At 39.8% G+C, this 24915-nt stretch carries 22 protein-coding genes; 4 read left to right on the top strand and 18 right to left on the bottom strand.

Going from position 1 to position 24915, the window contains the following annotated elements:
• Window positions 1–13: 13 nt before the first annotated feature.
• On the bottom strand, window positions 14–2056 hold the full coding sequence (locus tag HWV58_RS08090) for a M13 family metallopeptidase (protein ID WP_175633619.1): 2043 nt from the start codon (window positions 2054–2056) through the stop codon (window positions 14–16).
• Between the two features lie 88 nt (window positions 2057–2144).
• On the opposite strand from HWV58_RS08090, the gene HWV58_RS08085 reads away from it, so the two are divergent.
• Window positions 2145–3077, top strand: a complete 933-nt coding sequence (locus HWV58_RS08085) for an SPFH domain-containing protein (protein ID WP_124562014.1) — start codon at window positions 2145–2147, stop codon at window positions 3075–3077.
• Between the two features lie 120 nt (window positions 3078–3197).
• Here HWV58_RS08085 and HWV58_RS08080 read toward each other — a convergent pair whose 3' ends face one another.
• The 4 genes from HWV58_RS08080 to HWV58_RS08065 all read right to left on the bottom strand — a co-directional run bounded on the left by HWV58_RS08080 (window position 3198) and on the right by HWV58_RS08065 (window position 8204).
• The gene (locus HWV58_RS08080; protein ID WP_235972680.1) at window positions 3198–5372 is read right to left on the bottom strand and encodes a carboxy terminal-processing peptidase; all 2175 of its coding nucleotides are present in this window, start codon (window positions 5370–5372) and stop codon (window positions 3198–3200) included.
• Between the two features lie 344 nt (window positions 5373–5716).
• The gene (locus HWV58_RS08075; protein WP_175633617.1) at window positions 5717–6400 is read right to left on the bottom strand and encodes a hypothetical protein; all 684 of its coding nucleotides are present in this window, start codon (window positions 6398–6400) and stop codon (window positions 5717–5719) included.
• Window positions 6401–6429: 29 nt separating this feature from the next.
• The gene (locus HWV58_RS08070; RefSeq protein ID WP_175633616.1) at window positions 6430–7272 is read right to left on the bottom strand and encodes an isoaspartyl peptidase/L-asparaginase; all 843 of its coding nucleotides are present in this window, start codon (window positions 7270–7272) and stop codon (window positions 6430–6432) included.
• A 56-nt stretch (window positions 7273–7328) separates the two neighbouring features.
• Window positions 7329–8204 carry a cyanophycinase gene (locus HWV58_RS08065; RefSeq protein ID WP_175633615.1) on the bottom strand — a complete coding sequence of 292 codons (876 nt, stop codon included), beginning with the start codon at window positions 8202–8204 and terminating at the stop codon, window positions 7329–7331.
• Between the two features lie 292 nt (window positions 8205–8496).
• Between HWV58_RS08065 and cphA the strand changes: the two genes are divergently transcribed.
• Complete coding sequence (gene cphA / locus HWV58_RS08060) at window positions 8497–11112, top strand: cyanophycin synthetase (protein WP_175633614.1); 2616 nt, start codon at window positions 8497–8499, stop codon at window positions 11110–11112.
• A 128-nt stretch (window positions 11113–11240) separates the two neighbouring features.
• On the opposite strand, the gene HWV58_RS08055 is transcribed toward cphA, so the two are convergent.
• From HWV58_RS08055 to HWV58_RS07995, 13 genes are all read right to left on the bottom strand, one after another.
• The gene (locus HWV58_RS08055; protein ID WP_175633613.1) at window positions 11241–11696 is read right to left on the bottom strand and encodes a PA2169 family four-helix-bundle protein; all 456 of its coding nucleotides are present in this window, start codon (window positions 11694–11696) and stop codon (window positions 11241–11243) included.
• Between the two features lie 120 nt (window positions 11697–11816).
• Window positions 11817–12734, bottom strand: coding sequence for a glycosyltransferase (locus tag HWV58_RS08050; protein ID WP_175633612.1), 918 nt, complete (start codon window positions 12732–12734; stop codon window positions 11817–11819).
• A gap of 161 nt (window positions 12735–12895) precedes the next feature.
• Window positions 12896–13657: a class I SAM-dependent methyltransferase gene (locus tag HWV58_RS08045; RefSeq protein ID WP_175633611.1), complete on the bottom strand. Its 762-nt coding sequence runs from the start codon at window positions 13655–13657 to the stop codon at window positions 12896–12898.
• A gap of 12 nt (window positions 13658–13669) precedes the next feature.
• Window positions 13670–14317 (bottom strand): class I SAM-dependent methyltransferase, encoded by a 648-nt coding sequence (locus tag HWV58_RS08040; protein ID WP_175633610.1) that lies wholly within the window; start codon window positions 14315–14317, stop codon window positions 13670–13672.
• Complete coding sequence (locus HWV58_RS08035) at window positions 14314–15633, bottom strand: flippase (protein ID WP_175633609.1); 1320 nt, start codon at window positions 15631–15633, stop codon at window positions 14314–14316. The genes HWV58_RS08040 and HWV58_RS08035 overlap by 4 nt, the downstream gene beginning before the upstream one ends.
• Window positions 15634–15696: 63 nt before the next feature.
• Window positions 15697–16314 carry a hypothetical protein gene (locus tag HWV58_RS08030; RefSeq protein WP_175633608.1) on the bottom strand — a complete coding sequence of 206 codons (618 nt, stop codon included), beginning with the start codon at window positions 16312–16314 and terminating at the stop codon, window positions 15697–15699.
• Between the two features lie 42 nt (window positions 16315–16356).
• Window positions 16357–16875 (bottom strand): DinB family protein, encoded by a 519-nt coding sequence (locus HWV58_RS08025; protein WP_175633607.1) that lies wholly within the window; start codon window positions 16873–16875, stop codon window positions 16357–16359.
• A gap of 18 nt (window positions 16876–16893) precedes the next feature.
• Window positions 16894–17592 (bottom strand): DUF4476 domain-containing protein, encoded by a 699-nt coding sequence (locus HWV58_RS08020; protein ID WP_175633606.1) that lies wholly within the window; start codon window positions 17590–17592, stop codon window positions 16894–16896.
• 77 nt (window positions 17593–17669) lie between these two features.
• On the bottom strand, window positions 17670–18359 hold the full coding sequence (locus HWV58_RS08015) for a YjjG family noncanonical pyrimidine nucleotidase (RefSeq protein ID WP_175633605.1): 690 nt from the start codon (window positions 18357–18359) through the stop codon (window positions 17670–17672).
• Between the two features lie 47 nt (window positions 18360–18406).
• On the bottom strand, window positions 18407–18724 hold the full coding sequence (locus HWV58_RS08010) for a low molecular weight protein tyrosine phosphatase family protein (protein ID WP_175633604.1): 318 nt from the start codon (window positions 18722–18724) through the stop codon (window positions 18407–18409).
• A gap of 35 nt (window positions 18725–18759) precedes the next feature.
• On the bottom strand, window positions 18760–19404 hold the full coding sequence (upp, locus tag HWV58_RS08005; RefSeq protein WP_175633603.1) for a uracil phosphoribosyltransferase: 645 nt from the start codon (window positions 19402–19404) through the stop codon (window positions 18760–18762).
• Window positions 19405–19498: 94 nt separating this feature from the next.
• Window positions 19499–20680 carry a DUF7033 domain-containing protein gene (locus HWV58_RS08000; RefSeq protein WP_175633602.1) on the bottom strand — a complete coding sequence of 394 codons (1182 nt, stop codon included), beginning with the start codon at window positions 20678–20680 and terminating at the stop codon, window positions 19499–19501.
• A 220-nt stretch (window positions 20681–20900) separates the two neighbouring features.
• On the bottom strand, window positions 20901–21407 hold the full coding sequence (locus tag HWV58_RS07995; RefSeq protein WP_175633601.1) for a DUF6702 family protein: 507 nt from the start codon (window positions 21405–21407) through the stop codon (window positions 20901–20903).
• Window positions 21408–21917: 510 nt separating this feature from the next.
• On the opposite strand from HWV58_RS07995, the gene HWV58_RS07990 reads away from it, so the two are divergent.
• Window positions 21918–22502, top strand: a complete 585-nt coding sequence (locus HWV58_RS07990; protein ID WP_175633600.1) for a HupE/UreJ family protein — start codon at window positions 21918–21920, stop codon at window positions 22500–22502.
• Between the two features lie 11 nt (window positions 22503–22513).
• Window positions 22514–24886 (top strand): M1 family metallopeptidase, encoded by a 2373-nt coding sequence (locus tag HWV58_RS07985; RefSeq protein WP_175633599.1) that lies wholly within the window; start codon window positions 22514–22516, stop codon window positions 24884–24886.
• The last annotated feature ends 29 nt before the right edge of the window (window positions 24887–24915 follow it).

The following is a 24915-nucleotide window of genomic DNA, read 5'->3' as shown; positions in this document are numbered from 1 at the left end:
CTAAAATCTTAACTTACCATACGCCTAATCTTTTTGCGGGCGCCACATACATTTTTGCCGTGACAGGAATATTAAATGCTTTATAGAAGGCCTCCATGTTATAAACAGGGCCATTTACCCGGAACATTTCCGGACTATGTGGATCGGTTTTTAAGCGTACGCGCATACTTTCGTCGCGGTCTTTAATTCTCCAAACCTGGGCAAAACTTAAAAAGAAGCGTTGATCTGGTGTAAAACCATCAATTTTTTTGTCGTCTTTTGCTTGTTCGGTTAGTTTAAATGCATCATATGCAATATTTAGTCCGCCAATATCAGCCAGATTTTCGCCTAGTGTTAGCGATCCGTTTACATGTTGGTTGTCAAGTAAAGTGAAATTGTTATAAAAGGCCTCTACTTTACCTGCTTTAACTTTAAATTGATCTGCATCGGCTTTGGTCCACCATTCTTTTAAGTTACCTGCAGCATCGTACTGGCGACCCTGATCATCAAAGCCATGTGTCATCTCGTGCCCGATTACCGCACCAATTGCACCGTAGTTAATGGCGTCATCTGCAGCAAAATCAAAGAAAGGAAACTGTAGGATACCGGCAGGGAAAACAATTTCATTAAAAGATGGATTGTAATAGGCATTGACAGTAGGCGGTGTCATGCCCCATTCTGTTTTATCGACATTTTTACCGAGCTTATCGATCATTTCTTTATAGGCATGTTTATTTGCCGATTGGAGATTTGCATAATAAGTATTTTTCGAAACTTCAACATCGTCATATTTTTTCCACTTATCTGGATAGCCGATTTTTTTAATAAATGCGTTTAATTTTTCTAATGCCTTCTTTTTGGTTTCCGCTGTCATCCAGTCTACATTCTGGATTCTTTCTGCATACACTTTTTGTAAATTGTTTACCAAAGTTAACATGCGTTCTTTGGCTTCCGGCTTGAAGTATTTCTCAGCATATAACTGGCCCAAAAGCTCGCCCAGACTACGATCTGTAGCATTTACAATGGCTTTCCACCTTTCGGTGGGGGCTTGCTGTCCATAAAGTGTTTTAGAAAAGAAGTCGAATTTAGCATCTCTGAACTTCTTGGTAAATGAATTTGCAGATCTGCTTAAAGCATCAAATTTTAGCTTTTCCTTCCAGATTTCTATTGGCTGACTTTTTACCAGTGCTGATAAAGCCTGATAGTATTTTGGCTGTCGAACAATAACCGTGTCAGTTATAGTGCCCAATTTGTTCAAAACAGATACCCATTCGATGTTTGGGGTCTGTTTCTGAAAATCGGCCACTGTCATTTTATTATAGTTTTTCTGCGGATCACGTAATTGCACCGGGGTAGAATGCGATTGCGCAATACTTGTTTCAAGTTTTAAAATATTTTCAGCGTATTTGGCTGCATTTACCGAATCGCCTGCCAGGCTAAAAATTTTTGTGATGTATTTAGTATATTCAGCTCTTATTTTCTTTGCCTTTTCATCCTGTTCTAAGTAGTAACTCCGATCAGGCAAGGTTAAGCCGGCTTGTGAAAATGATAATGCATTTTTTGTACTTAATTTATCGTCCGGATCTATACTAAATCCCAATAAATCCCCTTCCCCATTTTTATAGCCATCAGCAATAAAACCGACTAAATCTTTATCATTTTTAATGCCATCTATTTTGGCTAGAAGTGGTTTTATGGGATCAATACCTAATTTTTCTATAGTTAATGTGTCCATACCACTGGCGTAAAAATCGCCCACTTTTTGTTCTACACTCCCTTTTGCCGCAACCGCTGTCGAAGCATTTTCGAGAATCTTATTCAGATTTTTAAGGTTGTCGTTATGGAGCGTATAAAAAGAGCCCCAGCCGGTTTCTGTTTTTGGGATTTCGGTATTTTTTATCCATTTGCCATTGGCATATAAGAAAAAATTATCTCCGGGTTTTACAGTAGTGTCCATCCCGGCTTTATCAAAAAATTCGGAGCGGTTAGTCACAACATCCGCATCTTGATGTTGCTTATTTTGGCACGCAGCCAACAGTAAAGAGCCAGCAGCAGCAAAGATTAGTTTAATTTTCATTGTTTATAAGTTAGCTAGAAAGCTTAAAGCTACAAAATGCCTGATGGAGTTTGTATGAATTTTTATAACTTCATAAAAAAATCTAATTATGCAATACACACTTTACATTCTCATCGCGCTTGGGGTAATTATCCTGTTAAGCTCATTTGTAACCGTTAAACAGGGTACAATAGCGGTAGTAACCGTTTTTGGCAAATACCAAAGATTACTTAGACCAGGGTTGAATTTTAAAATCCCTTTAATTGAGCAGATTTACTCGCGTATATCGATCCAGAACCGCTCGGTTGAATTATCTTTCCAGGCGGTTACACAAGATCAGGCCAACGTTTACTTTAAAGCCATGCTTTTATATTCTGTAATTAACCAGGACGAAGAGACCATCAAAAATGTGGCTTTTAAATTCGTTGATGCGACTAACCTGATGCAGGCTTTGATTAGAACCATTGAAGGTTCGATAAGGGCTTATGTGGCTACGCAAAAGCAGGCCAATGTATTGGCACAGCGTAACGAAATTGTACTGCACGTTAAAGAGCAAATCGATCAGGTTTTGGATGGCTGGGGTTACCACCTTCAGGATCTTCAGTTAAACGATATTACTTTTGATGAGGAAATTATGCGCTCAATGAGCCGTGTGGTGGCATCGAACAACTTAAAAGCGGCTGCCGAAAACGAAGGTCAGGCTTTATTGATTACCAAAACCAAAGCAGCCGAGGCAGATGGTAATGCCATTAAAATTGCAGCTACAGCCGAACGCGAAGCTGCCCAGTTACGTGGTCAGGGTATTGCCTTGTTTAGAGAAGAGGTAGCAAAGGGTATGACCAACGCTGCACACGAAATGCAACAGGCCAATTTAGATACTTCGGTAATTTTATTTACGATGTGGACAGAGGCAATTAAACAATTTGCCGAGTATAGCGAAGGTAATGTGATCTTTTTAGATGGCAGTACCGAAGGCATGAATAAAACAATGAAAGAAATGATGGCGATGCAGCAATCGCAAAATAATGCTAAAAAGGCTTAAAAATTCAAAGCTAAGAAGTAGATAGCATGTTCAGGTTTTATCCTGATTTTTCAATTTGATCTCAATAAAAAAGCCTATCAGATTTTTTACTGATAGGCTTTTTTATGATTAAGTATTTTACTACTTGTTAATTTTCTCTGCTGCAGGGATGCCCAGGTTCATTACATAATTACCCGATTGTTGCATAAAATCGCCCATTACTTTTAACGATTCATCTTCAATAAAATCGAAAGCGTCTTGTTTGGTAATTTTATCACCTTTTTTAATTGCTGGCAAGCCTCTTAATGCTCTTAATTCATTCTGTCTGGCAAGCGATTTAGCTTCCTGTGCATCACGCTCTGCTTTAAGTTTAGCTTCGTTCAAGGTTACAGAAGTTTCAGCATCACGTTTTTTCAGATCAGCAATATCTTGTTTCAGGTATTTAAAATCTAAAGAGCTGGCAATGCGTTGCTCACTGTTTTTAATCAGTTGAGCTTTTACAGCAGTTAAATTGGCTACAGGTTTAAAGTTAGAGCTGGCAATCACATCCCATGGCAGGGCAGATGGTTCGGTATCTTCTCCAATTTTATCCATTGGGTAAACAGAAGGGAAAACCACATCAGGTGTTACGCCTTTATGCTGTGTACTGCTACCAGCAACACGGTAAAACTTAGCCATGGTTAAATTAATCTGCCCCAGGTTAATATCTGCCGGGTTGGCCGAACTTGGAGAAGTACCAACGGTTTTATCTTTAGCAATTAATCCGGCTACCCTTTGCAACATGCTTGGGTTTACCAGTTTGTTCAAATCGATTGATGATTGAACAGTACCTTTACCATAGGTTTGGCTGCCCATTACAATACCACGGCCATAATCCTGAATTGCTCCGGCAAAAATTTCGGATGCTGAAGCACTTAAACGGTCTACCATTACGCCAAACGGACCGTTCCAGGCTACACCGCTGTTTTCATCTTCATCTACTTCTATTTTACCTCGTAAATCTTTCACCTGAACAACAGGGCCTCTATCAATGAATAAACCGGTTAACGAAATGGCTTCAACCAATGAGCCACCACCGTTTCCGCGTAAATCCAATACAATAGCATTTACTTTATCGATGTTTTTTAACGAATCAACCAGCTTTCTTACGTCACGGGTTGTGCTTTTATAGTTTTTATCACCTGCGTTTGCGGCTTTGAAATCTGCATAGAATGCCGGTAATGAGATGATACCGATTTTATAATCTTTACCGTTTGAGGTAATGGTTTTAACTTTTTTCTTAGCCGACTGATCTTCAAGAATGATTTTCTCTCTTACAAGCTCAATAATTACCGGCTTAGACGACATTTCTTTCCCGACAGGAATTACTTTCAAACGTACTTTGGTGCCTTTAGGTCCTTTAATTTTGGTTACAGTAACGTCAAGTCTCCAGCCAATAACATCAACAAACTCACCATCACCCTGTGCTACAGCAATGATCCTGTCGCCGGCGCTTAATTGTTTGCCTTTAAAAGCTGGTCCACCCGGAATAATTTCTGAAATTTTAACGACCTCGTTTTCCAATTGTAAACGGGCACCAATACCTTCGAAAGAACGCGACATTTCTTCGTTAAATTCTGTAGCCCTTGCCGGCACAAAATAATTGGTATGCGGATCGATAGATTCGGTAAAGGCATCCATCAGGATTTGGAAAACATCCTGGTTATTGGTTTTCGATGTTTGCGATTGTAAATTCTGGTAACGTTTGGTTAGAGTTTCTACGTTTTTAGCATCTGTGGTGCCAGCCAGGTTTAAGTTAACCAGTTCGTATTTAACACGTTTTTTCCAGGTATCGTTTAACGCAGCTGAAGTAGCAGCCCATGGCATTTTCTCGCGGTCGTAAACGTAGCTATCAGTCTGGTTAAAATCGAATTTGGTTTTAATCTGCGCCAAAGAATAAGTAAAGTATTCATTTAATCTTTTTGCGTAAACATTGTAGATGTAAAACGGACCGCTTAAATCGCCGTTTTTAAAGTCATCGTCAAGTGTATATCTGTATTTTTCGAACTCTTTGATATCAGTAGCAAGGAAGTAGTTTCTTCCCGGGTCTAAAGATTTGATGTACTTATCTAAAATAAGCGAAGATATAGAATCGTTGACCTGAATTTTTTTGTAGTTGTAGCTCTCAATTAAATTAACAACTTCTTTAATAACGAGTTGTTGTTGCTCATCTGGTTTCACATTCGTAACACCCTCAACCATTGGCTGAGTTTTAGGTGCAGCATGACAAGCAAGTACTGCTGCAGTAAAAATTACAAAAAATATTCTTCTTAACATCTCTTTAAATGATTTAAAATCCATTTCCAATTCTATATAGCCAATATGATACCATTTTAGCAAAAAAACAAAAAAGAGACAGCATTATTACCGTCTCTTGTTAAAACTTGATCAAATCTAGCTAAAAGCTTTTTATTTAACAATAACAATAGGAGAACGTTAGCGCTAATTTTTTGTTTTAACAAGCTATCGAAATTTGACCATTTGCAGACGATAAATGGTCAGTTTAGTACGAAAATCAATTTGCAAGACACTAATGTTTAGGCATGTTCGTATTGCTTTGCACAAAATGAGCTGCCAAATGAATAGTAACAATTAAATAATTGGGGCAGGAGCGCTTTATTTTAGCCCTTTTTTCCAGCGGTTTTACTGGCAATTACATCACGCGCATCTTTAATCTGGCTTTTGTATTGGGTTGTTTTAACAGAATTGGCAAACCATTCGGCCGATTTTAAATCGCGGAGGGCCAGGCTAAAATCTTTCTTTTTAATTTTAACCTGCACAATGCCCAGCATCGATTCGATGTAGGAATTATTGCTTTTTAATTGCTTAGCCAATATGCCCTGCTGGGTGTAAAACCACATGGATTGCGTGTATTTGGTATTGGCGAGATAAACTTTGCCTAAAAGGCTATAAGTATTCATCACACCCACCCTGTTGCCGGTTTTGGAATAATTTTTTAAAGCAACGTTTAACAGGATTTGTTCGGCATCAGAAAAGCGGCCCAATTGATAGTGCATGGTGCTCATTTTGATCACAGCCTGGCCATAGCGGTTAAAATTCTTTACCGCGTTATACTCGAATGCTGCCTTGCCAAATAGGGTTAGCGCTTCATTGTAGTCACCTTTTCGTTCTAAATCTTCTGCTTCCTCAAAAAAAGAGTTGCCGTCTTCCAATTCAAATTTAGATACGGCAATATTGATTGCGTTACCTCCGTTTGGTTCCTGGATTTCTGGTTTATCGATATTTTGAGCACGTAGTTGTACTGATGCAAAAAGGCAAATTAAAGCCAATACAATCCTGGTCATGCAACAAAAATAATACTTTAAATTTAATTTCAGCTAAATACCTGTAAATTAACATCGAAAGATGCCCAAACCATGTATGGATGAGAATCGCAGTGGTACACTTCGCCTGCTGCAGATATGCCTATAATGCCTGCAAAGCCATCAAAAGCTTTAAGTTCGGCGAAAGATTTATCGGCAGCATCTTTTAAAGAAAAACCATCCGTAACCCGTGTTACAATTTTAGCTGCCAGTGCACCGCTTACAATATCTTCGCCTACACCGGTGCACGAAATACCCGCATGGGCATTGGCAAAATTGCCTGCTACTGTGGCCGAATCGCTTACCCGGCAGGGAATTTCGAAGCCTTTACCTCCGGTAGAAGTGGCCGCGGCTATATTTCCAGCTGCATCGAGGGCTACACAACCAACGGTACCTTTGTTATTTTTTTGATTTAATTTGGCTTCGTATTCGGCTTGGCGCTGCGCAATGATAGGATTGAAGTACTCGAATCCGTTTCTGCGTGCAAAATCCTGCGCACCCTGTCCGCTTAAAACGCGGTCATCGTATGTTAGCAGGTTTTGCGCAATTTTAATCGGATTTTTAACATCTTCAACATTAATTACACCGCTGAACTTTTCAGTTTTACCATCCATTAAGGCCGAACTTAAGCGCACTTTTCCATCGCTTTGAATCTGTGAGCCAATACCTGCATTAAACAGTTCGTTATCCTCGAGTAAGGCAACGGTGTAAACTACAGTTTCTAAAGCGGTGTGGTGCTGCAAATAAGCATGGCCAAGGCTTACAATTTCTGCGAGTGCATCTTGCTTCGCTTTTTTGGTTTCCTGGTTGGTAGACGATTCGCTAAAAAAGCCTCCGTGTATAATTAGTTTCATTTTGTTAGGATGAAGTAGTATGATTTAGTATCAAGTTAGCAATAATTGCCCACTGATTACGCTATCGGCGCTACTTTTGGGTGCTGGATAATCAAACTATGGTCGTTCAGGTCGTAAACATCGCCATCGCACATTACATGCACCACCATGTTCTTGATCGATACCGGTTGCCCCATTTCAACATCTGTTAAATTGGTATCGGCCATTGTACGTCCATCCACTAAAATTACCATGCCAGAGCCTATGGCTTCCATCACGTGCCCATCCGAAATGAAAAGGCCGGTGTCTTCGCCAAGGCCAATGCCTAAGATACCCGGATTACTGGCTGCTGCATATAGTAAACGACCAATTCTGCCGCGTTGTACAAAATGTGTATCTACAATTACATCATCAATAAAGCCAAGTCCGCCAGTAATTTTAACTTCACCTTTCAATAAGGCATCTTTACTGCTGCCCTGGTAAATCATGTTTTTTGAGCTGGCTGCTGCTCCGGCCGATGTACCCGCAATAACCACTGGTTCGGTTCTGTATTTTTCGAGCAGGAGCTGATGGATTTTAGTGCCGCCAAAAATAGATGAAAGGCGAAGCTGGTCGCCGCCGGTAAAAATAATTACTTCTGCCGCTTTAATACGTTCGTAGTTTTCGTCGGCATTGGCCTCTTCACGGTTGGTAATGTTTAATACCCCAACATTGTGCACATCTAATTGCGCGTAGGCTTTAATGTATTCTTCGCCTACTTTTTCAGGCATTAGGGATGCTGTTGTGATAATTTCGAAACGTGATTCGGTATCTTTTACAGACTCGGTTGTAATCCGCTTTAAAATTCCACGCTCAAAAAAGTTCATGTTATCAGGCAATCCGAATTGAGTTTCGGCAAAGCTGCCTGTGTTTATTGCGCCTCCAATAATGATGAGTTTACCTTCCGGAACCATTTTTTGTGTATTTGATATCAAAAAATCCAAATATATAGGCTTATGATAAAAAACGCGACTTTTTTTGTCAATATTATTTAAGTTATTAACAAAAGTTGAAATAATATAACATAAAATTAACAAGCATGTACCTAAAAATAAAACAAATACCCATTAAAATTGATTTAACCAAAGGTAGGCGCTATTCTGAGAATAAATGCATAATTTACAGTCAGCATTTTATGCTGTAAACTGACTGGTAATTGGCCACCCCAACGCCTTGATTAACATTAAAAAGCGAGCAAAACATTACATGAAGATATCAAACATACAAGTACTAAGAGGGCCAAATATTTGGTCGATTAACAGGAAAAAGCTAATTCAAATGCGTTTGGATTTGGAGGATATGGAACAGAAGCCAACCAACGTGATCGAAGGATTTAGCGAAAGGATTGAGAAATTGCTGCCCAGCATGTTTACCCACCGTTGTTCTAAAGGTGTAGAGGGAGGCTTTTTTACCCGCGTGAAAGAAGGCACCTGGATGGGACACGTAATTGAGCACATTGCTTTAGAAATTCAAACCCTTGCGGGGATGGATACTGGCTTTGGCAGAACACGTATGACCAAAACCGAAGGCATTTACAATGTGGTGTTCAGTTATCTGGAAGAAAAAGTTGGCGTTTATGCTGCAGAAGCTGCCGTGCGGATTGCTGAAGCACTTATCGACAATAAAGAGTACGATCTGGAGCACGATATCCGCCGGATGAAAGAAATCAGAGAGCTTGAAGCACTGGGACCAAGTACTGCTTCTATTGTTGAAGAAGCGGTGAGCAGAAGCATTCCATGGATCAGGCTGAATAAAAGTTCGTTGGTGCAACTGGGCTATGGTAAAAACCAGGTCCGTTTCAGGGCAACCATGACCGAAAAAACAAGCAGCATAGCTGTAGATATTGCCAGTAACAAAGAGGAAACAAAGCGTTTGCTTACTGAGGCTGCCATTCCGGTTGCAGCAGGGGTAACCATTTCGAATATCGATGATTTAGAAGCGTCGGTTAAAAAAGTGGGCTTCCCGCTGGTATTTAAACCTTTGGATGGCAACCATGGCAAGGGAGCAACGATTAACGTGAAAACCATGGAAGCCGCAGTAGCTGCTTTCGAATATGCCAAAACTTACTCACGAAGGGTAATTATTGAAAGGTTCATAACCGGATACGATTTCCGGGTATTGGTAATCGACCATAAAGTGGTAGCTGCAGCGCAACGCGATCCGGCGCATGTAAGAGGAAACGGAATCCATACCATTCAGGAGTTGATTGATTTGGAAAATGAAGATCCACGCCGCGGCTACGGGCACGAAAATGTGTTAACAGAAATAGCAGTTGACCGCGATACGCTGGATTTATTGGCCAAGAAAGAATATACTTTAACAACTATACCCGAAAAGGGAGAAATTGTTTATTTAAAATCGACAGCTAACTTGAGCACAGGCGGAACATCGATCGATGTAACCGATGTGGTACATCCACAAAATATTTTTATTTGCGAAAGGATTTCGAGGGTAATTGGTTTGGATATTTGCGGGATAGATATCATGGCGCAAAACCTTACCCAGCCATTAACCGAAAACGGAGGGGTTGTTTTGGAAGTAAACGCAGCTCCAGGTTTCAGGATGCACTTAGCGCCAAGCGAAGGCTTACCCCGAAATGTGGCTGCACCTGTTATCGATATGCTTTATCCTCAGGGAAAGCTGTCGCAGATTCCAATCATTGCCGTAACCGGAACAAACGGAAAAACCACCACTACGCGTTTAATTGCACATATTATCCGCAGTAATGGTAAACGTGTAGGTTTTACTACCAGCGATGGGGTATACGTACACAATACGATGTTAATGAAAGGCGATACCACAGGCCCGGTGAGTGCCGAATTTATTTTAAAAGACCCAACGGTAGAATTTGCTGTGCTTGAAACAGCCCGTGGAGGAATTTTAAGGGCCGGATTAGGTTTTAATACCTGCGATATCGGCGTGGTAACCAATATTCAGGAAGACCACCTGGGGATTTCAGACATCCATAACCTCGACGATTTAACCCGTGTAAAGGCCGTTGTCATCGGGGCGGTTAGGCGTAAAGGCTGGGCGGTATTAAATGCCGATAACGGTTATTGTGTACGCATAGCGAAAGATGCCCGCTGTAATGTGGCTTATTTTAGCATGGATGAAAATAATCCGGTAGTTAAAGAGCATTGTAAAAAAGGTGGTATTGCCGCCATTTACGAGAACGGTTACATTACCATAAAAACTGGCGACTGGAAATTAAGGGTAGATAAAGCCACCCACATTCCGCTAACTTTTGGCGGCTCTGTAAATTTTATGATCCAGAATGTGCTTGCTGCAACATTGGCAACTTATTTATGGGGCTACAAACCTGAAGATATCCGTCTGGCATTAGAAACTTTTATTCCTTCTGCTGCACACACGCCGGGAAGGATGAACGTTTTCAGGTTCAAAGATTTTAAGGTGCTGGTAGATTTTGCACACAACCCCGATGGCTTTAATGGTGTTAAAGGTTTCCTGCAAGGTGTAGAGGCAACTGAACATGTGGGGATTATTTCGGCAACCGGCGACAGAAGAGATGAAGATATTATAGAAACAGCCCGCATTTCGGCTCAGATGTTTGATAAGATTTACGTATGTCAGGAGAAGTACCTTCGGGGACGAGCACAGCAGGAGCTAGTTGATTTACTGGTAAAAGGGATTAAGGAAGTTGATCCGAACAAGGAAATTATTATAAACAATAAAAGTACCGAATGTTTGCAAATCGCAATTGAGACCGCTAAAAAAGGTTCTTACTTAACCATTCTAAGCAATACGATCGATAATACCATTCAACGGGTTACCGAACATTTAGATAAAGAATTAGAAGCTTAGTTTTGTACTTCGAACATCGTCATTTCGAAGTGTAACGGAGTCGAGAAATCTCTTCTGCTTGCAACTTGAAAAAAAACTCCCCAGGTTATAAACTAGGGGAGTTTTTTCGTTTTTATATAAGTTATCAATTAGGCATGAGCGTCGCGCAATCTTTTAATTTCATCGTGCGAAGTCCTGAGTGATGCTTTTTGATCCGAAATCAACTCTCTGATGTTAGCTGGAAGATCTTCGCTCTCTAAAGCCATTTTATAAGCATTTTGGGCAGCATCTTCGCCAAATTCGCAATTATTTAAAACCGTTTGACGGTCGTTTCCAGTAAACATGGCCTTCACGTCCATCCAAACCCTGTAAATTTTACCCGAGTTGGTGGTTCCGGTTTCAATATCTTCGCCTAAGGCCGATACTTCAGTCGCCAAAGCCATTTTATATTTCTGGCTTTCGCCAATCATATTGAGGAAAAGTGATTTTAAATCGGCATCGCCATCTTTTAATTCCTGACGGCCCTTTTCGTAACCTTCAATGCGGTCGTTATTAATTTGGATGAGATCGTTTAATACTTCTGCGGTTGCTGTTGTTGTTTTCATGTTTTTATTTTTTATAGTTTCGATGTATAAAAAGAACATGACCGCTTAAAAAAAGGTTTGTCATTTTTTTAATAACTTACAACAAGAAGCTATAGCATTGATTGGCTTTTTAGCAAACTGCTATTTTTTAGAAAAGTATTGTGTTAGTTTTTCTTTAACAAAACGCCTGATTCGGGTTACCATATTTCCCTTCCTTTTGGCCAAAAATCCTCTTATCGATTTGTATGCGCTAGCATCTTCAGCAATTATTGTTGGGAACTCCGTTATGGCTTTCGGATTGATAATTACATTATAAATGTCGTTTATGCCAGAGTGTACACCGGTTCCATCGTGCCCGATATTATTGACCAGAGATTGCGAGGGATTAAGTGTTAAGCCGCCTTTTAAAAAAATAGAAGCATACCACCTGATGGCCCAGCTATTGTTTTTGCCTTTTTTAAATTCCAGCATCTGTTTCCAGAAATTCATGGTATGATCGATAGAAAAGGCTTTTCTCTTTTTCTTGTCGAACTGTTTCATTAGAAGGTTAATATCCGGTTCGAAGTTTTTCCAGGCCCTTCCCCAGGTCGCCCATCCCCAGCTGGTGGCAGCACGATAAAAAAACGATTGGGGGAGCTTTTCTGCAACCAGCGGATACATGTAGGCACCAATGTGCATTACTTTTTCCTCCTCGCGGTAACGGTTTAAAGCATCGTTAAAATAGCTTAAGGTATGCGGCGAAGTAACCAGATCGTCTTCAAAAACAATTACCTGGTCGTATTCGTCAACCAATTGACTTACACCAGCAATTACTGAATTGGCCAAACCGGCATTTTCCTGCCGCGCTATTACTTTAACCGATTTGAAACCTTTGGTTTTATTGATGATTGCCCTTACCTCTTTAACCTTCTCTTCATCCTGCGGAGTTTTGGCTCCATCAGAAAAAATAAATAACTGACTTTCGGCTGCCAATTCATTCTGTTGCAAAAAGTTTAATGTGCGCTCGGTATGCTGCGGACGGTTATAAACGAAAAGGGCTATGGGGGCAAGTTTTTGCATGTTTGTTTTATTTCAATTACCTATCAATAAATTGGACAATCGTTTTGCGCCTCGTCATCACGACCGGAACGCAGTGAAGCGGAGAGATCTACCTCGAGACAGATTCCTTGCCTTCGCTTCTCTTTACTCGAAATGACGATCATGCAGTCGTGCACTACTACCTAAAATATATGCAGGTTATGATCTGATTTTTGAGTGAGTACGGTATAAGCATTGGCAAACTGTTCTTGTTTTTTCTTTCCCAGTAAATTGCCTAAAGCTTTTTTAATACGATATTCCAGTTCTATTTTTAAGTTTTTGGTAAAGGTCTTCGGGGCTTTGCGGTTAATAAACTCATTAAATTTTACGGTTTCGGTGGCCGTCATCGAAACTTTATCGGCTAAAATCTCCAGGCCTTCACTTTGTAGTAAAAATCTTAGCGAAGTAGGGGTGTACATGTTAATGTGCCCATAATCCAAAAAGTGTTTCATGCGTTTGTCTACGCCAAAACGGTAATCCTTGGGTACTTCTACTACAATATATTTTGCTACCCGTTTTAATTCGCGGATAAGAATGCGTTCGTGCTCTACGTGTTCTAAAACATGCGCTAAAATCACCAGATCGAAAGCATCATCCTCGTAAGGGATTTTATAGCCATCAAAGGTTTGCACTTCTTTCAGTTTAGATAGGTTACGTTCTTTAATGATATCGACACCGCTTTGTGCAATTTCCAAAGCATAAAGTTCGGGTGCGAAGGTCCATTCGTTTAAAAAATGTAAGATACTGCCATCGCCTGCTCCAACTTCTAAAACTTTTTTGGGTTTAATGCCTTTGCAAACTTCGACAATGTTTTGTGCTTTATATTTGGCACCCAGCATTCGCCAGGCTACATCACTATTGGTATAAAAATTATCGTAGGCCGTTTTTACTTCTTCGCTTAGCATAACATAGTAGGATTAAATGCCTAAACAGTTGTTTTCCTTGTAAAAAACAGAAGTAGCCTTTTCGTAAAATAAGCCGGGCGAAATTCCGCTGAAACTGATTTCTTTGAAGCCTTGCGCTTTTAAAAGCACACGTGCTGGCTGGTAAACTTCGCGCTCACTATCATCTAAAACCAGAACACCGTTTGCCGATAAAGCATCCACACTGTATTTGCAGCAATTTACGCGGTCGCGGCCATCTACAATAATGATATCGAATTTACGGTTAAGCAGGGTTGCTTTTTTAGCGTATTCGCCATCTTTTTCTAACTGGCAGAATATCATTTCCGCATTAGCCGGGCTTGTATTTTTTACATTATCGTACCAACCCTTATCGTGCTCTACCGATGTAACTGAACCTGCGCGCTCTGCATAAAATAATGTAGAGCTGCCTGATCCATATTCGAAAATATGCTGCGTTTTGTTGATTCGTTCTTTAATGAAATCGATAAAGGAATAGGTCACCCAGGGTAATGCTCTCCCATTTCCATCCACGGCTTGTTTTTTATCAAAGGCCGTAAACCAGCCAATGCTGTTTAAGTATCCTTTATGTCCGTATGATAATAATGCCTTAAGCCTGTTTGGTTTGGCAATTAGTGTTGTTAATGCTTTAAGAGTACTCAACGTTTAAATATTTTTTGAAATGCTGTAACCAAAAGTAATGATTTTAACATCATTATACCCTGTTGGCGGGTTTTTGGGATTAATAATAGATAAAATGTGGAAACAAAACAAGCGATAAGGGTTGCAATTGACGCTCCAACACCACCATATCTTGGAATAAGCACAAGATTTAATAAGATATTAATTAACGCACCGGCCGCAGTTCTGTAAAACGAAATTTTTGTGAAACCTTCTGCTACTAAATATTGAGAACTTGCTGTGCCTAAAAAGACAAAAATTCCTGACCAAATGTGAATAGATAACATAGGGCCGGCACCATCATATTTTCCTTTATAAACGAGATGAATAATGTCTGAACCGAAAAAACTAATAAACAATGCAACCGGAAGGCTTATAAAAACCAATAAATCATAAAGGTTTTTTAAGCGTTTTTGGTAACGCTCAAGGTCAGTTTTACGGGCATTTAGTAATGCGGGGAATACAGAAGTTACAATTGCAACCGGGATAAAATACCAGGCCTCACTAAGATTTTGGGCAGAACTGTATATTCCGATTGCCTTGCTTCCTATACTTTTAAGCATTAGAACATCTATTTTCATGTAAATAGAAACCATAACCGCCGAAAGGATTAGCGGCGAAGATTGCTTTAATAATGATTTGGCCCTTTGTTTATCAAATGTCCAGTTAAAAATGCTAAAGCCTCTTTTTTGATAAACGATTACCAGTCCGGCCGCTAGAATTAGTCCCTCCAAAACGTAAGCTCCAACGATATAGATTAGTGGCAGACCTAAAACAATAATAGCAACCTTTATAATCGATACTGTAATTAGGCAGATATTTTGTACCTGAACCACATATTTGGATTGCACCTGCGATTGAAAATAGGCATCGATTATATTAAAGGATTTGAAAAAAGAAGCAAAAGCAAGCAGGCCAACCAATAAAGTTAAAGGAGGACCAGGATTAGGTGACAAGTTATGGCTGATTAAGTAAATACCAAGAGCAACAGGGATAAGTAGCGCATTGGCAACCATTCTAAGCCATAATGATGTTCCCAGAATTTCATCTCGTTTAGCAGGTTCCTGAATAATTTCGCGGATGATAAAAGTGTCGAGACCAAGGGCCCCAACTGCGGCAAGAATGGCAACCAGAGATAGGCCAAAGCTCAAATCACCAAATAAAACGGGGCCAAGATAGCGTGTGATTAAGACGTTTACGATCAAGCTTAATGCCTTCCCGAACATAACCCAACCTGTATTTTTAAAATACTTGTTAAATGCTTCTTCGTCAAAACCTTTTATGGCGGGTAATTTCATTAACGCAAAGATGTAAAAAAATGTGCGTTAAGCGCGATATTGAAAATTCAAATTGTGCAATAACTATTTCCCTTCGGTTTTGGCTTCTATGGCTTTGGTTTCGGGTGTTTTGGTTTCGACAGCCGGAGGAGGAACTACGATTGGGGCTGGTTTGCTGTTTAAGGGAGCACCAACGGCAATGTCGCAACGGTGGTTAGGTTGCCCGTGTGGTGGATTTAAGCCTTTGCCCACTTTAATATTCGAAACCTGTGTAACCGTAGGCTGAGCCGGCATTGTTTTGGCTATAGCCAAAGGCTTAGAATCTAAGGGGGCACCCACTGCAATATCGCACCGGTGACCAGGTTCGCCATGTTTGGGATTTAATTTTTTGCCTGCGGTATTGGCTACAGGCACTGCAGGTGCTGGAGCAGGTTGGGTTACCACCGCTGGTTTGGATTGAACGGCAGCCGTTCTGTTTAAGGGTGCTCCTACTGCCAATGCGCAGGTATGTCCGGCCTCGCCATGTGGTGGATTAAAAATAAGATTACTTTTTGTGCTGGCTGTTGGAGCAGCTGTTGTATTACCTTTCTGAAGTCCCTGTATCCCTGCAGGTGTAGGGATCATGGCCTGTGCGGTTTCTTTTTTTTCGCTTTTGCAGGCGCAACAAAAAATAAGGGCTAACAGATAAAAAGCGTTCTTCATGAGGTTGAGTGTTAAGGATTACTCAAATATGGTGAAATTAATTTACGCCAGAAAACTCTTTTCTATTCTTTCTAACTGCCTTAGGTGATGTTTTAAATGAATTTCGATAAACCTTAGCCATTGTTTGGCATTTAAATACCCTAGCCTTGGATGTTTGGTTTTGCAGGTAGCGGTAGCTAAGCCAACCAAAGGATAGTTGTCATCTAAAGCCTCTTCAAACTCTAAAATAATATCGAGTGCTTCCGTTTTGCTGATTTTTTTAACCCTGTCGACCAGCCTTTGAGGTACTTTATACTGCTGCGCCGGAGGAAGTGCCCCTAAAAGCAAAATGAGTTTAACCGCAAAATGAGTGGGTTTATCTTCGCCTTTACCTTTTGCAGCGTGTTCTAAAGCCATAAGCGATAACAGGCTCGAATCGAAAATATGTGAATATACTTCGCTGTAACTCCAACCGGCTATTGGCGGTTGCTGCTGAAAAATATCATCAGCATAAGCAGAAAGTTTTGATTTATAGGCATCGACCGTTTTATGTATCGATGCCTTAATTTTTGCAGCCCTCATAGAATAAAGATAAGCGAATTATTCTTTAGCAATGAAATTCAAAAAATCATCTTTATAGTTGAAAAATTCGAACGTTTCGGCAATTGTAAAATAATTTTGTGGGTCTATAACCGTTTGATACAGGCTTTTTGCAATTTTTAAACGTTCAGCATCAAAAGTAAATGATTTGAGTATGAGTTTGCATTGACTGCTGGAAAATGAAGCTTTCTTATTTACTGCATTGATAAGCCTCACCCTTTCGTTATCAAAACTTGATTTTTTATAGCTGGTATAAAATTCCTGAAAAGCTTCGGGTGATAATAGCCTGTAGTTTAGGTCGGCAAGTGTTGGCTGAATAGAAGCTGTATTGGGATCTCCGGTATAACCATAAAAATCATCTAAAGCATATTGATTGTTACGGAACAGACTAAGTTGTTTAATTACATTCAACCTGCCGTTATCGAAACCTAAAAGGAGGCGTTCCTGTGCATTTACGTTAATCCGCTCTTTTAGGATTAACCTATCGCCCTGCATTATAGACAGCTCGGGTTTAGAATTATATACATCGTAAAAACGGAATCTGCCCGTGGCCGATCCCACAAGTTCATCGTCTAAGTATACGGTATACTTGCCGGTTTTGGTAATTTGCAGGAATACTTCAGCTGAATTGCGGTTGTTTTGAGCAAAACTTAGGGTAGCAAAGAGCATTGCCAGGCCTAATAGGATGGTTTTTTTCATGTTAATTAAGGTTTCATTTGTGTGTGTATTGAAACCTTGCCAAAGCAATGCCAAAACCAAACAAAAAAGGAGTAAACTTAAAAAAGTTTCAACAACTCTTCTAGGTGAACAATTTGATGCTTCACATCTTGCGGTTTCTCTTTTTGCATAGGGTTGAAAAAGATGGCTTCCATACCAAAGTTTAATGCGCCGTAAATATCTGCTTCAAGACTGTCGCCAATCATAATGCTTTCTGCTTTTAGTGCTTTTGCTTTATCGAGTGCATATTCGAAAATAACGGGATTGGGTTTATTAACGCCCACATCTTCTGATATGATCACATTTTCGAAATAGGGATTTAGCTTCGATAAATTCATTTTGGTTAAAGTTGTTTCCTTAAAGCCATTCGAAATAATATGCAGGGTATATTTTTGTTGAAGATAAGCCAATACCTGCTCGGCACCTGCAAACAAATTGGTTTTTGTTGGCGAAATGTTTACGTAATCGGCTTCAAACTGGTGTGGCACCGCATCCGGATGGATACCCAGTTGAATGAAGGTTTTACTGAACCGCTCAGCCCTTAAGAAATCCTTGCTAATTTTTCCTAAATGATAATCGGCCCATAGCAAGTGATTGTTTTCGGTATAAATGCTGATGAAATCGCTACAGGATGTAATACCCAGTGTGTCTAATTTATAGGTCTGGTAAAGCTCTTTCAGGGTTTCTTCGGCATTGCGGTCAAAATCCCAAATGGTATGATCAAGGTCAAAGAAGATATGTTTTTTCATTAATGTAATTGTCGTTTTTGCAAAGGTAGGTGCTATTGCTGCTGGAATTATAAATAAGCCGTCATTTTTGATTGAATCTCTTCCACCAGTTCTTCGTCCATATATTCGTAATCATCAGGGATGTTCAGAATGATGATTTCTTTCTCTAATGCTTCATCTTCGAAACGTTCGGTAAGGATTTGTTTATGCTTTTTCTCCATTACAAAAATTGCATCGGCCCACAAAATAAGCTTTGCATTGATTTTAGTCCTGGCAGATGCTGCGGTGCCAGCCGAACGCACATCATGATCCGGGTGGTTTTTGTAAAGGGTTTCAGCAGTGGCACTACGCCATTTGTTTCTACTGCATACAAATAGAATATTCACAGGTTTTGCGTTATAGGTTTTAAAAAGGTTATTACTTAAACCTTTTCTCCGTAGGCCAGGTCGCCGGCATCGCCTAAACCCGGAACAATGTAGGATTTGCTGGTCATTTCTTCATCAATGGCCCCAAGCCAAAGTTTTGCTTTGGGTAAATTGGCCCTAACATGGGTAATGCCTTCAGTACTGGCTATGGCGGCGACAATATGCAATTCGGCAATTTTATAGCGGTTAATCAATTCCTTACAACACATCACCATACTTTGGCCGGTGGCCAGCATCGGGTCGGCCATAATCAAAACCCTGCCTTCCAGATCGGGTGTAGAAACATAATCCATCTGGATAATAAAATCGCCACTCTTTTTAACTTTCCGGTAGGCCGAAATGAAACAGCATGGTGCTTTATCGAAAATGTTAAGCAAACCCTGCTGTAGTGGCAAACCTGCACGGAGTATTGTCGCAAGCACAGGTTGTTCGGTTAATACTTCGCATGTTGACAATCCAAGCGGGGTGGTAATTTCTGTGGTTTTATATTTAAGTGATTTACTGATTTCGTAAGCGAAAAACTCTCCAACCCTTTCCATATTTTTGCGAAAACGCATCGAATCTTTCTGGATATTTTCATCCCGAAGTTCGGCAATAAAGGTATTGGCGATAGATTGGGTTTTGCTTAGATCGAAAATCATAATATCGGTTTTGCTGTGCCCTGTTTAAAGATAGACGGTTACAGTTTTTCTGCCCTAAATTTAGCAATTTTAAGCTTAAGAATTTAAACTAAAATCAATTACCTGCGTAATTAAGCATCTCGTTAAACACCCTTTTTAATTTCTTGTACCTGGGGTTCTCCGATAAACTTTTTAGCTGCCAGCTACTGTGAAAAGTACCGTTTACCACTTTTACCGCATCAACATATTGGTTCACCGTTTTTATGGCAGCATCGGTAGTTAAATACTGAAGTACATGGTCGGTTAGGCAGTAAGGGTTTACGGTTAAAGGCGTAACCTTTTCGAGTTGTAAATCGTACCAGTTAAAAGGTGTGCAGGTTCCTGCCCTGAAACCGGGTACTGTGCTGTAGCCCATGGAATAATCAGTAGTGATACCCGAGTTGAGGATATTCAGGTAACAAATTGGAAATTTTAAAATTTCCAGTTGCTGGCTGCTTAAAGGAATAATATTCGGGCGGATTTTCTTCAGTTTTGCCAGGCCGTCTTTAATTTCGCTTATCTTTTGTTTATCGCTTGCACATGGCCTTAATAAGCCAACGGCTTTGGCCGTTAGGGCTTTTGAGATCACATTTACATTGCTGTGAGCTAGTGGTATCTGCTGGAAATCAACAAAATATAAAGGCTGGTGCCTTTTAGTACGGAATAACCCGTTTACCTGATCCAGTACTTCCTCGCTTTTTACATCGACACCTGTTAGCTGATCAAATTTTGAACGGAAATAGCTGTTTTCCTTTTTGAAAACCGAACTAAAAATAAATCTGGTCTTATTTAGAACACCTTTCGGCATTTTGGGTGTAATGTTGAAATTGATGGTGGGTTGATGATGGAATTTTTTCTCATGGAATTTAAAATTCGGATGTTTTTTCCGGATCATGCTCTTGATGATCAGTGCCCACTCATCGATAACCGGCCGGTTTAAAACCTGCCATTTGTGTTGCCTGCTTTTAGTAGGGTTAAAATCGGTAGCGGAAACTTTTTGATGGAGGTATTCTTCATATCTGCTGATGATGAAAAAAGAAGCTGCAAAAACATCAAAAGTCAACGCAGAGCCTTCCACTGCAAACGGAACCTGATAATCGCCAAACGAAATGCTTTTAAGTTTGATTTCTTCGAGCTTGTTCGAGAAAAGCAGCGGTGTACTTTTAAAAAAAAGTTCATCACCCAGGGCTTCATCGCCATAGCTGATTTTTACCTGCTCGCTTTGCAGAAAATACTGACTATTGCTTGTAAATTCCACTTCCGTTTTCAGTATATCCTTAAATATAAAACTGAAAATATATTTAATCCGAGGCGTTAATATGTTGGAGAAGATGATTAGGTGCATAACTTATTTTAACAACACGGATTTAAAAAAAGATAACAAGAAATATTCCTCAGCTCATACTAACTTAAATAATATAGCTATTAAAATTAATGGTAATTTAACGCCTAACCATTATCTAATACAAAAATTACAATTAAAAGTTTGCAGCAAACTTCTTTTCAGGGTAGAGTATCTTGCTGCTTTTACGGACAGGACCTTTCACAATATGTATAATACTCATCTGGTCGTCAAATAGATCGTACAGAATGGTATTGTTAACTTCAATCGATTTTACAGTTGATATTTTTTCAACTTCAAGGTAAATATTGGTGGCTTCGTGGTCTATTTCATAGCCAATGTAATTTATGGTTGTTGCTTTTCCATTAGCCTTAACCTGTAAATGCGATAACAAATATTTTTTAACCAGCTCATCCATCGCACTTTTCATGTTTGGGTTGCTTAGGTCTGTTTTTTGTTTGTATAATCTGGCTAAAATCGATTCAAAATCATCCGAAAAAATTTTGCAGCTAATTTCGAGCGTTTTGTCTTTTGCATTAAAGTTTACTTCGGTGGTACTCACATGTAAAGGATGCTTAACGCCAGCCTCAACAGCAAAAAATGTACAACACAACAACAGAACAACAAATTTTAATTTACGCATCGGTATATTTTGGACTATAACGCAAAGTTAACAGATAAATTGGCTACTTGTTAAATGTAATCAAGGTGTTATGTCCACGGCGTTCTACCTGCAGGTTTTTAAAATCAAAACGGCCAAATATTCTGCTCAGTTTCTGGTGCGACGGGTGTACGTTTAATATTAAAATTTTCGTTGAGCCAGTAACTAAGCCTGATCAATAATTTTTTTAATCCGCGTTCTTTTGCGGGGCCTTCCTGAAGAAACTTCTAATTGTTAGCCCAAAACCTTCAAAATGCCATATAAAATGAATTAAATTACCCGTATGAATATACCGTGTTGTCCATGTATAATGAAACAACAGTTTAGTTTACAACTGTAAACACAGGTGTTTCTTAAAACTTACCGTTCTAAAAACGGTAACAAATTTGGGATTTATCTTTTTCTGTAAAGGATATTTGGTGTTTTTATAATTAAAAGCATAATTTTAGTCTTTATAAACTATTTTTAATTGAGATAGTTAGCTTACTATTCATGCCGTTACAAGATTTTATCTTTTATTTTAAACTGGGTTGGGAACACATTATCAGTATTGATGCTTTGGATCATCAGCTTTTTGTTTTGGCGCTTGTTGCTATTTACAGCTATACAAACCTGAAACAAGTGCTCATACTGGTTACTGCTTTCACCATTGGTCATTCGCTAACTTTGCTTTTAAGTGTTTTAGATTACATCAGGTTCGATAGTAAGTGGGTAGAATTTTTAATCCCTTGTACCATTGTAATTACCGCTGTCAGTAATATGTTCAGGAAGAACTTTTCATTGAAATCGGTCAAAATTAACTATTCCCTGGCCCTGGGTTTTGGTTTAATACATGGGATGGGCTTTGCCAACTCAATAAGGATGATGCTGGCCAAAGACCAAAATATAGGTTGGGGGTTATTTGGCTTTAACGTTGGCCTGGAGGCAGGACAGATTTTTGTGGTGATGATTGTGTTACTCATTACCTTTTTAATTTTTAACTATACCCGCATCAAGCGATTGAGCTGGGTTTTATTTATATCAGCAGCCGTATTTAGCCTGGCTTTAAAGATGGCTTTAGAACGAATTCCTTTTTAACTAACATCATAATGAATAAACTGTTTACTTTAACAGGCCTGCTACTTTTTTCTGGTAGCTTAGCTTTTGCCCAAAATACCCAGAATAATCCTGGTAGTAACCACGGTAATAAATTTGAGCAATTGGGTACCATTTTACCAACCCCAAATGAGCAGCGTACTGCAAGTGGCGCACCGGGAGTTAAATATTGGCAGCAACGTGCCGATTATAACATCAAATGTGAATTGGATGAGAAAAATCTATTACTCACAGGGTCAGAAACGGTAACTTATACCAATAATTCGCCCGATCCGTTAACCTATATCTGGTTACAACTCGATGAAAACGAACACAGCACCGATAAAAATGCCAATTACCAGGATGCAACTAAAATGCCTGCTTTCGGCACCACACAAAGTTTAGATCAGCTGAGTGCAAAAGGCAATAATGGTAACGGCATCAACATTACTAAATTAACTGATGCTACTGGTAAGAATTTAAAATATACCGTTAACAAAACCATGATGCGTGTTGATTTACCTGTTGCGCTAAGAACCGGACAGAAATTGATCTTCAACATTGATTGGAATTATAAAATTACCGACCGTATGGCGGTAGGCGGCCGTGGAGGTTACGAGTTTTTCCCGGCTGACGGGAATTATTTGTTTACCATGACGCAATGGTACCCGCGTCTATGCGTATACAGCGATTTCCAGGGATGGCAAAACCACCAGTTTACAGGCAGAGGCGAATTTGCCCTGACTTTCGGCGATTTTAAAGTGCAAATGACAGTTCCGGCTGATCACCTTGTAGGTTCAACAGGCGAATGTATTAACTACAGTGCGGTTTTAAATCCAACACAGTTAAGCAGATATAATGCAGCCAAAACTGCTGCCGCTCCGGTTGAAATCCAGACTTTAGCTGAGGCTAAGGCTGCCGAAGCTAAGAAATCGACAGCCAAAAAGACCTGGGTTTTCAACGCCAACAATGTGCGCGATTTCGCCTGGACTTCTTCACGTAAGTTTATCTGGGATGCCATGCCTCAAAAAATACAGGCCAATAACAATACGGTAATGTGTATGAGCTTTTATGGGAAGGAAGCCTATAACTTATATAGCAAATTTTCTACCCGTGCTGTAGCCCATACCATTAAAACTTATTCTGATTTTACGATTCCTTATCCGTACCCGGTTGCACAAAGTATTGAGGCAGCTAATGGAATGGAGTATCCGATGATCTGTTTCAATTATGGCCGTACAGATGCAGATGGAACTTACAGCGAAAGTACCAAAAACGGTATGCTGGGTGTAATTATTCACGAAGTTGGGCACAACTTTTTCCCTATGATTGTAAATAGTGATGAGCGTCAATGGACATGGATGGACGAAGGTTTAAATTCTTTTGTTGAGTATTTAACCGAAGAGCTTTGGGACAATAAATTTCCGAGTAAAAAAGGACCGGCCTACACGATTGTTGATTACATGAAGCTGCCAAAGGATGAGTTGGAACCAATTATGACCAATTCAGAAAATATTGCCCGTTTTGGTCCGAATGCCTATTCAAAACCTGCAACTGGTTTAAATATTCTTCGCGAAACGATTATGGGCAGAGAACTATTTGACTATGCATTTAAAGAATATGCCAGAAGATGGGCCTTTAAACACCCCGAGCCTGCAGATCTTTTCCGTACCATGGAAGATGCCAGTGGCGAAGATTTAGATTGGTTTTGGAGAGGCTGGTTTTACGGAACCGACCCATGCGATATTGCTTTGGACAGTGTGAAATTTGCGAAAGCCGATTTCCCGAAAGAAGTGCCTGCAGCAAGATCGAGAATGATTAAGATTGATAAACCAGCTGTAAATGCCTTTGAAGATATTTCGAAAATCAGAAACCGCGAAGACAAGAAAATCAATTTCTATGTAGATAAAAATACTGCAGCTCAGGATTTCTACTATAAATATGACCGTGGAATGGTGAGCATCGATACCACTGTTGTAACCAAAATGGAAGGTACTATCCCGGTTGAAGTAGTCTCATCAGCCGATCAGGATAAATATGAAAATAAATTCCTTTACGAGCTAAGTTTTAGCAATAAAGGCGGTTTGGTTATGCCAATCATTGTTGAGTTTACCTATAAAGATGGCACCAAAGAAATTGACCGTATTCCGGCGCAGATTTGGAGACACAACGAATTGAAAACTTCTAAGTTTTACGTAAAAGATAAAGAGGTGGCTTCTATTTTAGTCGATCCATTACGCGAAACAGCTGATATCGATACCAGTAACAATGGCTGGGGCGGTAAAGCGAAAGAAAGTAAATTTAAAGTTTACAAAGCAAAAACCGGTGGTGCGGTTAGAGGCCAGTCGGTTGGGAAGAACCCAATGCAGCAAGCTGCAAGTAAATAAATCGTTTACAGCTGACGTTTTCTGTCAAA

Origin of the sequence: Pedobacter ghigonis (assembly GCF_903166585.1) — a bacterium.
GTDB lineage: Bacteria > Bacteroidota > Bacteroidia > Sphingobacteriales > Sphingobacteriaceae > Pedobacter > Pedobacter ghigonis.
This window is presented reverse-complemented; position numbering and strand designations above follow the sequence as displayed.

Bases quoted from the DNA above. Each gene is read 5' to 3' on its own strand.
- HWV58_RS08075 (WP_175633617.1), bottom strand. From the start codon at position 6,400: ATGACCAGGATTGTATTGGCTTTAATTTGCCTTTTTGCATCAGTACAA.
- HWV58_RS07995 (WP_175633601.1), bottom strand. From the start codon at position 21,407: ATGCGTAAATTAAAATTTGTTGTTCTGTTGTTGTGTTGTACATTTTTT.
- HWV58_RS08015 (WP_175633605.1), bottom strand. From the start codon at position 18,359: ATGAAAAAACATATCTTCTTTGACCTTGATCATACCATTTGGGATTTT.
- HWV58_RS07990 (WP_175633600.1), top strand. From the start codon at position 21,918: ATGCCGTTACAAGATTTTATCTTTTATTTTAAACTGGGTTGGGAACAC.
- HWV58_RS08065 (WP_175633615.1), bottom strand. From the start codon at position 8,204: ATGGTTCCGGAAGGTAAACTCATCATTATTGGAGGCGCAATAAACACA.
- cphA (WP_175633614.1), top strand. From the start codon at position 8,497: ATGAAGATATCAAACATACAAGTACTAAGAGGGCCAAATATTTGGTCG.
- HWV58_RS08045 (WP_175633611.1), bottom strand. From the start codon at position 13,657: ATGCTAAGCGAAGAAGTAAAAACGGCCTACGATAATTTTTATACCAAT.
- HWV58_RS08080 (WP_235972680.1), bottom strand. From the start codon at position 5,372: ATGTTAAGAAGAATATTTTTTGTAATTTTTACTGCAGCAGTACTTGCT.
- HWV58_RS07985 (WP_175633599.1), top strand. From the start codon at position 22,514: ATGAATAAACTGTTTACTTTAACAGGCCTGCTACTTTTTTCTGGTAGC.
- upp (WP_175633603.1), bottom strand. From the start codon at position 19,404: ATGATTTTCGATCTAAGCAAAACCCAATCTATCGCCAATACCTTTATT.
- HWV58_RS08030 (WP_175633608.1), bottom strand. From the start codon at position 16,314: ATGAAGAACGCTTTTTATCTGTTAGCCCTTATTTTTTGTTGCGCCTGC.
- HWV58_RS08085 (WP_124562014.1), top strand. From the start codon at position 2,145: ATGCAATACACACTTTACATTCTCATCGCGCTTGGGGTAATTATCCTG.
- HWV58_RS08055 (WP_175633613.1), bottom strand. From the start codon at position 11,696: ATGAAAACAACAACAGCAACCGCAGAAGTATTAAACGATCTCATCCAA.
- HWV58_RS08020 (WP_175633606.1), bottom strand. From the start codon at position 17,592: ATGAAAAAAACCATCCTATTAGGCCTGGCAATGCTCTTTGCTACCCTA.
- HWV58_RS08090 (WP_175633619.1), bottom strand. From the start codon at position 2,056: ATGAAAATTAAACTAATCTTTGCTGCTGCTGGCTCTTTACTGTTGGCT.
- HWV58_RS08050 (WP_175633612.1), bottom strand. From the start codon at position 12,734: ATGCAAAAACTTGCCCCCATAGCCCTTTTCGTTTATAACCGTCCGCAG.
- HWV58_RS08070 (WP_175633616.1), bottom strand. From the start codon at position 7,272: ATGAAACTAATTATACACGGAGGCTTTTTTAGCGAATCGTCTACCAAC.
- HWV58_RS08025 (WP_175633607.1), bottom strand. From the start codon at position 16,875: ATGAGGGCTGCAAAAATTAAGGCATCGATACATAAAACGGTCGATGCC.
- HWV58_RS08035 (WP_175633609.1), bottom strand. From the start codon at position 15,633: ATGAAATTACCCGCCATAAAAGGTTTTGACGAAGAAGCATTTAACAAG.